Source organism: Aeromonas crassostreae (assembly GCF_054052445.1).
The window spans coordinates 69672-83386 of sequence record NZ_JBSTYM010000016.1 but is presented as its reverse complement, the minus strand read 5'-3'; the positions used below and the strand labels follow the sequence as shown (position 1 = coordinate 83386).

Here is a 13715-nt window from a genome sequence, read left to right as displayed (position 1 = left end):
AACAATAATGAAAAAATAATGGGGAAACATAAGGATATGACAACAGTCGCCCAATCAGATGGCCATGCCCGTCCACTCAACCGGCAGGATTACAAGACCCTGAGTCTTGCCGCCCTCGGCGGTGCCCTCGAGTTCTACGACTTCATCATCTTCGTCTTCTTCGCCGTAGTGATAGGCGAACTCTTCTTCCCCGCCGACATTCCCGAGTGGCTGCGCCAGTTCCAGACCTTCGGCATCTTCGCCGCCGGCTACCTGGCCCGCCCCCTGGGGGGCATCATCATGGCCCACTTCGGCGATCTCATCGGCCGCAAGCGCATGTTCACCCTCAGCATCATCATGATGGCGCTGCCCACCCTGCTGATCGGTCTGCTACCCACCTATGCCGCCCTCGGCATAGCGGCGCCTCTGTTGCTGCTGCTGCTGCGGATCCTGCAAGGGGCCGCCATCGGCGGTGAAGTGCCGGGCGCCTGGGTCTTCGTGGCCGAACATGTGCCCGCCCGCCGCATCGGGGTCGCCTGCGGCACCCTCACCGCCGGGCTGACCGCCGGCATACTGCTCGGCTCCCTGGTGGCCACCGCCATCAACCGCGGCATGAGCCCGTTGGAGGTGAGCGAGTGGGGCTGGCGCCTGGCCTTCATCCTCGGCGGCGTGTTCGGCATCGTCGCCATGTACCTGCGCCGCTGGCTGCACGAGACCCCGGTGTTCGCCGAGATGCAGGCCAACAAGACCCTGGCCGAGGAGCTGCCTCTCAAGACGGTGCTGCGCGAGCACAAGGGCAGCGTCATCGTCTCCATGCTGCTGACCTGGCTGCTCTCCGCCGGCATAGTGGTGGTGATCCTGATGACCCCCACCTATCTGCAGAAGCTGCACGGAGTCAGCCCGGCCGATGCCCTGACCGCCAACTCCCTGGCCATCCTGGCCCTCACCCTGGGCTGCATCTTCTACGGTCGCCTCATCGATGCCCTTGGCAGCGGCCCCACCTTCGTGCTGGGCTCACTGCTGCTGGCCGGCGCCTCTTACGCCTTCTACCACGGTCTGCAGGCCGGCACCGAGCAGCTGGTTCCCCTCTACACCCTGGCGGGCTTCGCGGTGGGGATCGTCGGCGCCGTGCCCTATGTGATGGTCAACGCCTTCCCGGCCGTGGTGCGCTTCTCCGGGCTGTCGTTCTCCTACAACGTGGCCTACGCCATCTTCGGTGGCCTCACCCCCATGCTGGTCACGCTCTGGATGAAGCACGACGTACTGGCGCCCTCCCACTATGTGATGGCCCTGTCGGCCCTCGGCTTCCTGCTCGGCCTCTTCCTCTGGTCCCGGCAGCGCAGCCAGCGTCAGGTCGTGCCACAGGCGGCCTGATGCACCCAGGCATGGCCCTTTGGTTGCGGCAACGCAGTCAGCGGCAACGCCAGTCTCAATCCGTCCGATAACGCGCGTCCCGACTCCGGTCGGGGCGCGGCTATATGGCCTGTGTTCAGCATGGCCGACATAAGCTAGCCTTCCCCTGAGCCAGGCGCTGCCGGGCTGGTCCCCATTCAACTCATTCGAGGCTCAAGATGTTCTTTCAGGTCGTATTTCTCGCCTTGCTGGCGCTGCTGCCCATGGTCAACCCGCCCACCACGGCCACCCTGCTGCTGGGGCTGAGCAAGGGGATGTCGCGCGAACACCTGCGCCGCCAGATCAACCTGGCCGCCCTCTATCTGTTCGCCACCCTCTGCGTCAGCTTCTTCATCGGCTCCTCGATCCTGGATCTGTTCGGGATCTCCATCCCGGGCCTGCGCCTGGCCGGTGGCCTCATCATCGCCTTCATCGGCTTTCGCATGCTGTTCCCCGCCCCGACCCAGGGGGGAGACGCCGACATCAACCAGAGCATCGCCTTCGTGCCCCTCACCATGCCCAGCATGTGCGGCCCGGGTACCATGGCCCTGGTGATCAGCGGCGCCGCCCAGATCGCCGAGCTGCCCGCCGACGACAACCGCGTCGTCATCTACGGCGCCGTGGTCACGGCGTTCGCCCTGATGAGTCTGATCAGCTGGGGCGTGCTCAAGCTGGCGGATCCGGTCTGCAAGCTGCTCGGTGCCACCGGCATCGACGCCATGACCCGCATCATGGGTTTCCTGCTGGTGTGCATGGGCATGCAGTTCTGCATCAACGGGGTCAAGGAGGTGGCACAGGATCCCGTGTTCCACGGCGCAACCATGACCCAGGCGGCCCCTTCCCTGCCCCAGGTCGCCGGGGCTCTCGAACAGCGGCAAGAAGCCCGCCACCCCTGACTGAAGACGGTGTCATGTCACCCCGGCAGCCATCGCCACGGGTGCGCCCGATCACATTATGGGCACGCCGCTCACTCGGCTCATTTTTCATACAGTGGCGGTTCAGGGAGCGGCTGTTAGCGTTGCACCCGGACCCCAGTCACTCCAGGAGAGAGATAAATGGAAAAGACGCTGACCGAGATTGGCAGTTACAGCCTGTTTCATGAATATCTGAATGTGGTCGGTGCTGCCAGTCCTGCCCTGACCCGGATCCAGACCAGATGGGAGTACAAGCGATCCAACCGTCTGCTGGCCCAGATCAGGGTCGATCCCCAAGGCAAGGCGCGGTTCTACATAGATGCCAAGGCCATCTCGGCCAACTGACCCGCCGTCACCCCGGCTCGCCCATCCCGGTCAACTGACCGGGTTTTTTGTTGGCTCGGCGCCAGCCAGATAGGACAACCCCGGCACCGGCCGGGGTTTGACTGCCACTGACTTTGTCGGATTCCGCTACGCGGCTGACCCAGGCTACTGGGTGCCACCCACGGTCAATTGATCCAGCTTGAGGGTGGGCTGGCCGACCCCGACCGGCACGCTCTGCCCCTCCTTGCCGCAGACCCCGACCCCGCGATCCAGGGCAAGATCGTGACCCACCATGGAGACCTGGCTCATGGCCTCGGGCCCGTTGCCGATCAGGGTCGCCCCCTTGATGGGCGCTGTGATCCTGCCGTCTTCGATGAGGTAGGCCTCGGAGGCGGAGAAGACGAACTTGCCTGAGGTGATGTCCACCTGGCCGCCGCCGAAGTTGGGGGCATAGATCCCCTTCTTCACCGAGGCGATGATCTCCGCCGGATCGTACTGACCCGCCAGCATGTAGGTATTGGTCATGCGCGGCATCGGCAGGGCGGCGTAGGATTCGCGCCGGCCGTTGCCGGTGAGCGGCACCCCCATCAGGCGGGCGTTCTGCTTGTCCTGCAGGTAGCCCTTGAGGATGCCGTTCTCGATGAGCACGTTGTAACCCCCCGGCGTCCCCTCGTCATCGATGGAGACGGAGCCGCGACGCCCCGGCAGGGTGCCGTCATCGACTATGGTGCAGTGTTTGGAGGCGACCTGCTCGCCGATGCGCCCCGAGAAGGCGGACGAGCCCTTGCGATTGAAGTCCCCCTCCAGGCCGTGGCCCACCGCCTCGTGCAGCAGTACGCCGGGCCAGCCGGCGCCGAGCACCACCGGCATGGTGCCGGCCGGGGCATCGATGGCGTCGAGGTTGACCAGGGCCTGGCGCACGGCTTCACGCACATAGCCAAAGGCCCGGCTCTTCAGGCCATCCAGCTCCAGGAACCAGTCGTAGCCAAAGCGGCCACCGCCACCGGCGCTGCCCCGCTCCCGCCGCCCGTCCCGCTCCGCCAGCACGGTGACCGAGAGCCGCACCAGGGGGCGCACGTCGGCGGCCAGGGTACCGTCGGTGGCCGCCACCAGTATCTCCTCGTAGACGCCATTGATGGAGGCCATCACCTGGCTCACCGCCGGATCCAGACTGCGGGCGAACTTGTCCATCTGCTCGAGCAGGGCGATCTTCTGGTGCTTGTCCAGGGTCTGCAGGGGATCCAGCGCCGGGTAGAGCAGGTTGGCCGAGGTTCTGGCCCAGGCCTTCACCTTGCCCTCTCCCCCTGCGGCGGCGATGCCGCGGGCGGCGGTGACGGACTGGGTCAGGGCCCGCAGGCTCAACTCGTCCGAGTAGGCGAAGCCGGTCTTCTCGCCGCTGACGGCGCGCACCCCCACACCCTGATCGATGTTGTAGCTGCCATCCTTGACGATGCCGTCCTCCAGCATCCAGGACTCGTGCCAGCTGCGCTGGAAATAGAGATCACCAAACTCCACCTGATGGCTCATCAGGCTGCCGAGCAGCTGTTGCAGCCGCCCTTCGTCGAGGTCGTTCGGGGCCAACAGGGAGGCACTCACCTGGCTCAATAGACTCAATCTTCTTCTCCACTCTCGTAACGAGCTGTTTTAAATCGTCTTGCCGACGGGTTGGCAACAAGCCACACCATCACAACAAACGGGCATGGGTCAGCACCGGCATGGTGCGATGCAATTCGTCGATAAGCCCAAGCTCCATCTTCGCCAACACCAGGCCGCAGCCGGTCGGCTGGCAAGCGAGCACCCGGCCCCAGGGGTCGATCACCATGCTGTGGCCCCAGGTCTGGCGCCCCGTCTCGTGGGTGCCCCCCTGGTTGGCGGCCACCACGTAGCACTGGTTTTCGATGGCGCGGGCCCGCAGCAGCGGCTCCCAGTGGGCCTCGCCGGTCACGGCGGTGAAGGCGGCGGGCACCAGCAGCACCCGGGCGCCGGCCCGGGCCAGCTGACGATAGAGCTCGGGGAAGCGCAGATCATAACAGATAGAAAGGCCGAGGGGACCAAAGGGGGAGTCCACCAGCACAGGCGCATCCCCCGGGCTGAAGGTCTCCGACTCCCGGTAGCGACCGTGATTGTCCGCCACGTCCACGTCGAACAGGTGGATCTTGTGGTAGTGGCCCTTGAGCTCGCCGTTGGGATCGAACACCAGGGAGCTGGTGTGGATATGGCGAGCCCCCGGGATGCGGGTGGGCATGGCTCCGGCCAGCAGCCAGATCCCGTACTCCCGCGCCCAGGCGGCCAGCTGGGTCTGGATCGGGCCCTCCCCCAGGGCCTCTGCGCCGTCCAGATAGCCCTGGCGTTCGCCAAAGAGGGCGAAGTTTTCCGGCAGCAGCACCAGCAAGGGCCGTTCGGGGGGCAGGGCCGCCAGCTGTTCGGCGATCCGGACCCGGTTATCGGCCCAGCTCCTGCCAGAGACCAGCTGCATCGCACATAACCACATGACACACTCCTTGTTCGTTACCAGGATGGGGTCTCAGCGTTGGGACGGGCCATCATGCTTGGGGTTGAGCAGGAAGGGGCTCACCTCCTGACTCTCGGGCGCCAGGGTCGGCGCCACGGCGTCCACCGCCTGCTTCTGCTCCTGATTGAGCTTGATCATGGCCCGGTTGCGGCCCGCCTCGATCAGTCTGGGGGAATCGATGGGGCCCGAGACCCGAAAATCGATGCGGGTGATCACGTCCACCACGGGTTCGAGCAGCTTGGAGAGCGCCAGCACATAGAGTCCGGTGATGGGGGTCAGGGAGAAGGCCGCCACCACCGGCAGCGTGCCTCCCAGATTGGGGGAGAAGCTGAGGTCGTAATCCACATGCCAGCGCACGAAATCCAGCACCCCCTCTCCCCTGAGATTACCCGCGGCGCCCTTCATGTAGAAGTCATTGTTGCGGGCCACCCCCTGGTTGATGTCGGCGCTGGCGGACATGGACTCGAAGTAGAAGCCCTTGTCGAACACGTCGCGAAAATCGAGGCGCAGCTTGCGCAGCAAGGAGTCCAGGCTCAGCAGGGAGAGCAGGCGCGCCCCCTTGTCGTTGACCTCCCGCAGTGTGCCCCCCTCCAGCTGATAGTCGACCTTGCCAGCCAGGCTTCCGAGTTGGGGGCGGTAGGGTACATCCTGCCAGCTGAGGCTCGCCTTGGCCTTGCCCGGCGCATCGCCGATGGGGGAGGTGTAGCCGAGCCGCTTGAGCAGCAGCTCGCTGTTCTTGCTGCTCGCCTCAAGCCGCACCCGGGTCTCCATGCCGGTGGCCGTGGCGAGCCAGTCGGCGCTGCCACCGAGGCGGCTGTTGGCCAGCGCCATCTCGAACCCCTTGAGGCTCACCTTGCCGACGGAGGGCACCAGCTCCCCCTTGATCGCGCCCAGGGGCAGCTCGCCGAAGCGGCAATCCACGCAATTGAAGGTGAGCCAGGGCACGGCGGCCATGATGGCCCTGTCCTGGCTCGCGTCGGCCCTGGGCCGCAGATCCTGGCTACTGCCGGACCAGTGGATGCGGGCGAACCTGGCATCCACCGGCTGCCCGGCCGCCAGGGGGATGCGCACCACCCCCATCACGTCCGGGCTGTCAATCATCACCTCGGTGGCTCCGGCCACGGGGCCGACCGTGAACTGCACCGCCTTGAGCAGGGCGCTGCCCAGCCGCGCCTGGGCGATCTGGCCATCCACCCACCACTCCTCGGGCAGGAAGGAGGGCCCCACCAGGGCGGCGGCGCCATCGGCTCGCGCCGGCAGCCAGCGACCGAGCGCGGCGAGCCAGCCCGCCACATCGGCGCCGGGTTGATTGATGGCGATCACCATGGGCTTGTCCCGCAGCACCCTATTGCCCGCCCGCCCCACGTCCAGCCGCAGCCGCCGCAGGTAGGGACTCGCCTCGCCATAGACCAGGCTGCTCTGCAGCGTCACGTCCGACCCGAGGGCGCCGTGGATCTCGGCCACCCCCTCCTGACCGCGCACGCTCACCTTGAGGGGCTGACGCGTCCCCGCCGCCTTGGCGAGGGGGGTGGGCAGGGTGAGGGCCATGCCCTGCAGGTTGCTGTCGAGGCCGAACTGGAAGTTGAACGGCTTGCCTTCCGGCAGGTTCAGCACCAGCTTGCCATGCCAGTCGCTGCGCCCCTGCAAGATGGCAAGGTTGCGGATCTGAGCCGGCTGACGGGTGCTGTCCCAGCTTCCCTTGAGGCCGAGATCGACCCGATAACCTCCAGGCGTCTGCTTGCCCAGATAGTCCAGGGTCAGGGGCTGATCCCACAGGCTGGCCTTGAGGCCGCGAAAACGGGTCTGCTCGTTGTCATAGTCGAGCCGGCCCTGCACCCGCGTCAGGGGCAGATCCAGGGCCGCCACCCGCACCCGGTTGTTGTTGAAGTCGGCGTGGCCCTCGGCCTTCACCTCCCCTTCACCATCCAGCGGAATATCGAGCTTGACGGTCCCCTTGAGTGGACCGCGCACCTCCAGCGCGCTCAGGGCCTGTCCCACGGTTCCCTTCAGGGGAGACGCCTGCAGATAGTCGCTGATGGCCTTGCCCTCCCCGGCCACCCTGGCGTCGATCAGGAGGTGGGCCCCGGGGTAGAGATCCGGGATCCAGGCATGGACATCGTCGGAACTCGCCTTGCCAAGCCGGGTGGCGCGGCTGCGCATGTCGAGGCTGGCGTTCTGGAACAGCAGATCGATCTGCAGATCGGTGAGGGGCTGCCAGCCGGGATCGAACTGGAAACGTGCCCCCTCGAGGGGCACGGCCACCTGAAAGATGCCCTCTCCCTTGGCATAAGGGAAATCCTTGAATTCACCGTACCAGAGCAGATCCGCCCCCTTGGCCTGCCCCCCCTGGATGGCGCCGCTCAGGTAGTCCACCAGGCTCTTGTCCATCACCTGCAACGGGAAGTAGCCGTCGGAATGGGCGGCATTCTTGACGTCGATGCGCCCGGTCAGGGCGAGGAAGGGGTGCTCGAACAAGTCGAGTCGAAAGCGGCTGGCGAGGGTCAGGTCCGGGTTGTCCAGGGCGATGTCCCGGCCGTAGAGCACCCAGCCCTGTGGCGCCTGCCACCAGTCGAGCCGCGCCGAGAAGTCGTCGATGGGAATGACCCGCTTGAAGTGGCGGGCCGGATCCAGCTTGTCCTTGTGCATCGCCAGCCGGGCGCTGCCGCCGCTGGGGGTGAGCCAGAACTCGCCGTTCAGATCCCTCACCCCCGGCACGTCCTGCCAGGCGGTGACCTTGAGGTGGGAGAGGCGGCCGTTCAGGGAGAGCCCCTGCCAGTCCCCATCGGCCTGGAGGATGAGATACTGCAGCTGTCCCTCGGGTCGGGTCTGCTTGAGGGTCTCGGTCAGGCGAGGATAGAGGCCGGAGACCAGCTGGCTCAGGTTGGCGATCTGCGCGAGATCCACCGAGGGCACATAGCCCTGGATCCGGTTGCCTGTCCGCTCCAGTTGCAACCGGCTGCGCAACCAGGGCCTGCCATCGAGCCTGAAGGTCATCTCGTGGCTGGCGAGCTGCCAGTCATCCCCGTCCCGGCGCAGTTGCACCTTGCCATCCTTGAGGTCGAGGCGATGGGCCCCGTCCTTGGGGTCCTGCCAGATGAGGTAGTTATCGCCAAACGCCAGCAGGGAGTCCCCCACCCGGCCGTCGGCGAACCTGCTCCACAGCTGGAAGTCGAGCTGGCCCTCCACCCTGGGTTCGCCCCGGTGAATGCGGGCCAGCAAGGGCCCCAGGTTGAGCCGGTTTGCCCCCAGATAGATCTGCCCCTCCAGCCGATCGAGCCGGTGGGAGGGGGTGGTCACGTCGACGATAAGGTCCAGGGTGCTCTCTCCCACCCCCTCCACCAGGTAGGCCTTGCCCACCCCCTGATGACGACTGCCGCCGTTTTGCCAGCGCAGGCTCGCCACATTGAGGGCGCGCACCGCCCCCAACGCCGTGGTGACGCTGACGCGGGTGTCGTGCACATCGAAGGTGTCGAGCTGGGTCAGCAGGAAGCGCAGCAAAGCCCGTTGTTGATCGTCTGGCCGATCGGTGCTGGCACCGGCCGGCTGGCTCAGATCGAGGTGAATGTCCCCGTCACCGAGCTGCAACTCCCCAAACACAGGCCTGAGTCGTTGCAGGGATTGCCAGGCATCGAGGTGGGCCCACACCTTGCCGAAGCGAACCGAGAAGCGCCCCGAATCCCGGGCCAGGGTGAAATCGCTCAGGGTCAGCGCCGGTCCGCGCCGGGTCCAGTCCAGCCCGACCGCGGCCACGCTGGCCTCGAGCTGGGTATCCATCAGCAGCTGATCGAGCAGGGCCTGACGATGCTGGTTGAGCAAAGGCCCCCCTACCCGTACCAGACTGACCAGGATGGCCAGCAGTACGAAGAAGATGCCCAGGGCCAGCCAGCCCCGACTCAACCAGCGATAGATCACTACATCATCACCACATCGAATTGTTCCTGGCCGCAGAGGGGTTCACTGATGACCCGCACCTGCTTGCCGATGAAGACTTCCAGCTCCGCCAGGCTGTGGGACTCCTCCCCCCGCAGATAGTCGGACACCGCCGGGGCGGCGTAGACGGTGAACTGATCCGCGTCGTAGGCGCGGTTGACCCGGATGATCTCCCGCAGGATCTCGAAGCAGACCGACTCCACCGTCTTGACCCGGCCGCGGCCCTTGCACTCGGGACACTCGGAGCAGAGCACGTGCTCCAGGCTCTCCCGGGTCCGCTTGCGGGTCATCTCCACCAGGCCGAGCTGGGAGAAGCCGTTGACGTTGGTTTTGGCCCTGTCTTTGGCCAGCGCCAGTTCCAGGCTGTGGAGCACCCGGCGGCGGTGATCCTCGGACTGCATGTCGATGAAATCGATGATGATGATGCCGCCGAGGTTGCGCAGGCGCAGGTGTCGGGCGATGGCCGCCGTCGCCTCGACGTTGGTGTTGAAGATGGTCTCTTCCAGGTTGCGATGGCCGACGAAGGCGCCGGTGTTGATGTCCACCGTGGTCATGGCTTCGGTCTGGTCGATGATGAGGTAGCCGCCGGATTTCAGCTCCACCTTGCGCTCCAGGGCACGCTGGATCTCGTTCTCCACGTCGTAGAGATCGAAGATGGGGGACTCGCCCGCGTAGTAGTCCAGCTTGCCGGCCAGCTCGGGCACGTACTCCTCGGTGAAGCGCTTGAGCGCCTCGAAGCTCTGGCGTGAATCCACCCGGATCTTGTCAAGCTCGGCGCCGACGAAGTCCCGCACCACCCGAAACGCCAGGCTGGGATCCTCGTAGAGGATCTTGCAGGGGGGATACTTCTGCTTGCGCTCGAGGATCTTGCGCCACAGCCGCTTGAGGAAGGCGGCGTCCTGCTCCAGCTCCTGCTCCCCCACCCCTTCGGCGGCGGTGCGGATGATGTAGCCACCGAGATCGTCCACATAGCCGGCCACGGTGCGCTTGAGCCGCTCGCGCTCCGCCTCGGACTCGATGCGCTGGGAGACGCCGACGTGGGCGCTGCCCGGCATGAACACCAGATAGCGGGAAGGCAGGGTGATGTCGGTGGTGAGGCGGGCCCCTTTGGTACCGAGCGGGTCTTTGACCACCTGCACCATGATGTCCTGGCCCTGGCGCACCAGCTCGGCGATGTTGCCCGCCTGGAACTGCTCCTTCTCCTTCACCGCCACGCATTCGGTGTGGGGCACTATGTCGGAGGCGTGCAGGAAGGCGGCCTTGTCCATGCCGATGTCGACGAAGGCGGCCTGCATGCCGGGCAGCACCCGGCTGATCTTGCCCTTGTAGATGTTGCCCACTATGCCGCGCTTGGCCTGGCGCTCCACATGCACTTCCTGCAGCAGGCCGTTTTCGACCAGGGCGACCCGGGTCTCTGAGGGGGTGACGTTCACCAGCAGTTCTACCGACATAAGTTACCTTGTCTGTTCTAGTTTGAATTCTGGGCAGCCATCCGGCGCAGGGCGGAGGAGGTAACGGGGTAGAACGCGAGGAGACTCAGCCCGCCTGTTCCAGATGTCCCTTGATCAACAGATCCGTCTCCAGCAGGGGCAGGCCGACCACGGCACTGTAGCTCCCCTCGATGCGGCTGACGAACTTGCCCGCTATCCCTTGAATGCCATAGGCCCCGGCCTTGTCACAGGGCTCGCCGGTGCGCCAGTATGCCTCGATCTCGGCCTCGTCCAGCTTGCGAAACGCCACGTTGGTGGTGACCAGCCGCACGTCGCAGCGCTCCGGGGTGGCCAGGGCCACCGCCGTCATCACCTGATGCACCTTGCCTGAGAGTGCCTCCAGCATATCCTTGGTGTCGAATAAATCCGATGGTTTCTCCAGCACCCGATCGCCGAGCACCACTATGGTGTCGGCACCCAGCACCGGCAGCGCGCTCGGCGCGACGGCCAGACCGGCCATCGCCTTGTCGCGGGCGAGGCGGCAGACGTAGTCCTGAGGTTTCTCCCCTTCGAGGCGCTGTTCCGGCACATCCAGCCTGAGCACCTCGAAGCGATATCCCAACTGGGTCAGCAGCTCACGACGACGGGGCGAGCCGGAGGCGAGATAGAGTTGCAGTTCGTTGTGTTTGCTCATAATCACTTGATATTGAAGCGGCGGCGCACCTTGCGCAGCACCAGAAACACCCAGGGCCATATTAACATCGTGGAGAGGGTGGACCAAAAATAGGCAAAATTGAGGCTGGCACGACCGAACAGATGCTCGGCCCAGAAGATGGTGAGCTTACCCACCAGGGAGAGCAGCCCTATGATGAAGGCCTGCTGCCAGAGGGAGAAGTTGCGGATCTTCTGGAACTGAAAGGCGGCCAGATAGGTGGTGATGGCCATGGCCATGGCCCGCACGCCGAGGGTGCTGCCGAGCAGCACGTCCAGCAGCAGGCCCGCCACCCAGGCGGTGCCGACATTGGCCCTGTGGGGCAGCGCCAGCGCCCAGTAGATCAGCACCATGGCAAGCCAGTCCGGGCGAAACGGTTCGAATTGATGGGGCAGCGGCATGATGGAGAGGCTCAGGGCCAGCATGACCGAGAGCCAGATCCAGAACCGCCCGCTCGCGGGTTGCAGCATCAGGGGGTCGCCCCCGCGGCCGGGGCGACAGGCGTGGTCGGGGCACTCGCCTCCTCGTCATGGACCTCAGGGGTCTTGTCGGTCCACAGCAGCAGCAGGTAGCGCAGCCTGTCCAGCGCCACCAGGGGCCTGGCCTCGACCTGGGCGAAGGGCTTGCCCTCCACGTAGTCCGAGCGGGTTACGGTCGCCACCGGGTAGCCTTCCGGGAAGCGGCCGCCGAGACCCGAGGTGACCAGCAGATCGCCGACCTGAACGTCGGTGTTGCGCGGCAGGTTGCGCAGCTCCAGCTTGTCCAGCTCGCCGCTGCCGGAGGCGATGGCGCGCAAGTCGTTGCGCAGCACCCGCACCGGAATGCCGTGGCTGGCGTCGGTGATGAGCAGCACCCGGCTGGTGGTGGAGCCCACATGGAGCACCTGACCGACCACCCCCTGATCGTTGATCACCGGCTGGCCGTTGTAGACGCCGTCCAGCGCCCCCTTGTTGATCAGCACCTGATGGCTGAAGGGATCGGAATCCACTGACAGCAGCTCGGCCACCATCTTGCGGGACTCGTTATGGACGGGAGAACCGAGCAGTTCCCGCAGCCGCTGGTTCTCGTGTTCCAGATGATCCATCTTGAGCAGACGGGAGCGCAGGGTGAACAGCTGCTGCTCCTGCTGCTTGGTCTGTTCGATGAGGTCGGCACGGGTCTGCACCTGGGTCGACATGGTGTCGAGCAGGGTGCCGGGGGCGTTGGCCATGTATTGCAGCGGGCTGACCAGGGAGCTCAGATAAACGCGGACGTGGCTGAACACACCGAAGCGGGAATCCGCGACGATGGCAGCAACCGAGATGATGACGGCGAGAAACAACCGTAACTGAAGCGAAGGGCCTCTACCAAAAATGGGTTTCATGAGTCGTCAAAAAAGAGCCGGCGCTCGGCCGGCTTTGGGTCTTATTCGTAGTGGAACAGATCGCCACCGTGCATGTCGATCAGCTCCAGCGCCTTGCCGCCGCCGCGGGCGACGCAGGTGAGGGGATCCTCGGCCACGACGACCGGGATGCCGGTCTCTTCCATCAGCAGACGGTCGATGTCTTTGAGCAGGGCGCCACCACCGGTCAGCACCATGCCGCGCTCGGAGATGTCGGACGCCAGCTCGGGCGGGGACTGCTCCAGGGCCACCATGACGGCGGAGACGATGCCGGACAGCGGCTCTTGCAGCGCTTCCAGGATCTCGTTGGAGTTCAGGGTGAAGCTGCGGGGCACGCCCTCGGCCAGGTTGCGACCGCGCACTTCGATCTCGCGCACCTCTTCGCCCGGGTAGGCGGAGCCGATCTCGTGCTTGATGCGCTCGGCGGTGGCTTCCCCGATCAGGCTGCCGTAGTTGCGACGCACGTAGCTGATGATGGCCTCGTCAAACTTGTCGCCACCGATGCGCACGGACTGGGAGTAGACCACGCCGTTCAGGGAGATGATGGCCACTTCAGTGGTACCGCCACCGATGTCCACCACCATGGAGCCGGTCGCTTCGGAGACCGGCAGGCCGGCACCGATGGCGGCAGCCATGGGTTCGTCGATCAGGTAAACCTCGCGGGCGCCGGCGCCCAGGGCGGATTCCTTGATGGCGCGACGTTCCACCTGGGTTGAGCCGCACGGCACGCACACCAGCACACGGGGGCTGGGGCGGAAATAGTTGTTGTCGTGAACCTGCTTGATGAAGTGCTGCAGCATCTTCTCGGTCACGTAGAAGTCGGCGATGACGCCGTCCTTCATCGGACGGATAGCGGAGATGTTGCCCGGGGTTCGACCCAGCATCTGCTTGGCGGCATGACCGACAGCCGCGACGGATTTGGCATTCCCGCGCTCTTGGCGAATGGCGACAACTGAGGGTTCGTTAAGGACGATCCCTTGATCTTTTACGTAGATCAGGGTGTTGGCAGTTCCCAAATCGATCGACAGATCGTTGGAAAAGACGCCTCTGAGCTTTTTGAACATGGCTACGGGAAATCCTAAGAATTTGGGGGAGCAGAAAACCGGCTAACTTTACCAATGCCTATCCCAATGAGCAAGGG

11 protein-coding genes are annotated in these 13715 nt (G+C 65.2%); 3 read left to right on the top strand and 8 right to left on the bottom strand.

Annotated elements, in window-relative coordinates; all coding sequences use genetic code 11:
- Window positions 1-36: 36 nt before the first annotated feature.
- From ACW5W4_RS13505 to ACW5W4_RS13495, 3 genes are all read left to right on the top strand, one after another.
- Window positions 37-1353, top strand: a complete 1317-nt coding sequence (locus ACW5W4_RS13505; RefSeq protein ID WP_456689727.1) for an MFS transporter — start codon at window positions 37-39, stop codon at window positions 1351-1353.
- Between the two features lie 197 nt (window positions 1354-1550).
- On the top strand, window positions 1551-2267 hold the full coding sequence (locus ACW5W4_RS13500) for a MarC family NAAT transporter (protein ID WP_456689726.1): 717 nt from the start codon (window positions 1551-1553) through the stop codon (window positions 2265-2267).
- 159 nt (window positions 2268-2426) lie between these two features.
- Window positions 2427-2630, top strand: a complete 204-nt coding sequence (locus tag ACW5W4_RS13495; protein ID WP_427262453.1) for a hypothetical protein — start codon at window positions 2427-2429, stop codon at window positions 2628-2630.
- A gap of 144 nt (window positions 2631-2774) precedes the next feature.
- Here ACW5W4_RS13495 and tldD read toward each other — a convergent pair whose 3' ends face one another.
- From tldD to ACW5W4_RS13455, 8 genes are all read right to left on the bottom strand, one after another.
- Window positions 2775-4223 (bottom strand): metalloprotease TldD, encoded by a 1449-nt coding sequence (gene tldD / locus ACW5W4_RS13490; protein ID WP_456689725.1) that lies wholly within the window; start codon window positions 4221-4223, stop codon window positions 2775-2777.
- A 70-nt stretch (window positions 4224-4293) separates the two neighbouring features.
- Window positions 4294-5100 (bottom strand): carbon-nitrogen hydrolase family protein, encoded by an 807-nt coding sequence (locus ACW5W4_RS13485; protein WP_456689724.1) that lies wholly within the window; start codon window positions 5098-5100, stop codon window positions 4294-4296.
- Window positions 5101-5133: 33 nt separating this feature from the next.
- Window positions 5134-9033: a YhdP family protein gene (locus tag ACW5W4_RS13480; protein WP_456689723.1), complete on the bottom strand. Its 3900-nt coding sequence runs from the start codon at window positions 9031-9033 to the stop codon at window positions 5134-5136.
- Window positions 9033-10502 carry a ribonuclease G gene (gene rng, locus ACW5W4_RS13475; protein WP_042001162.1) on the bottom strand — a complete coding sequence of 490 codons (1470 nt, stop codon included), beginning with the start codon at window positions 10500-10502 and terminating at the stop codon, window positions 9033-9035. The genes ACW5W4_RS13480 and rng overlap by 1 nt, the downstream gene beginning before the upstream one ends.
- 85 nt (window positions 10503-10587) lie before the next feature.
- On the bottom strand, window positions 10588-11175 hold the full coding sequence (locus ACW5W4_RS13470) for a Maf family protein (RefSeq protein ID WP_456689722.1): 588 nt from the start codon (window positions 11173-11175) through the stop codon (window positions 10588-10590).
- Window positions 11176-11177: 2 nt separating this feature from the next.
- On the bottom strand, window positions 11178-11663 hold the full coding sequence (gene mreD / locus ACW5W4_RS13465) for a rod shape-determining protein MreD (protein ID WP_427262448.1): 486 nt from the start codon (window positions 11661-11663) through the stop codon (window positions 11178-11180).
- On the bottom strand, window positions 11663-12556 hold the full coding sequence (mreC, locus tag ACW5W4_RS13460; protein WP_456689721.1) for a rod shape-determining protein MreC: 894 nt from the start codon (window positions 12554-12556) through the stop codon (window positions 11663-11665). Before mreC ends, mreD begins: the two co-directional genes overlap by 1 nt.
- 41 nt (window positions 12557-12597) lie before the next feature.
- Entirely contained in the window at window positions 12598-13638 is a 1041-nt protein-coding gene (locus tag ACW5W4_RS13455) for a rod shape-determining protein (protein ID WP_005308111.1), read from the bottom strand.
- Between the last annotated feature and the right edge of the window lie 77 nt (window positions 13639-13715).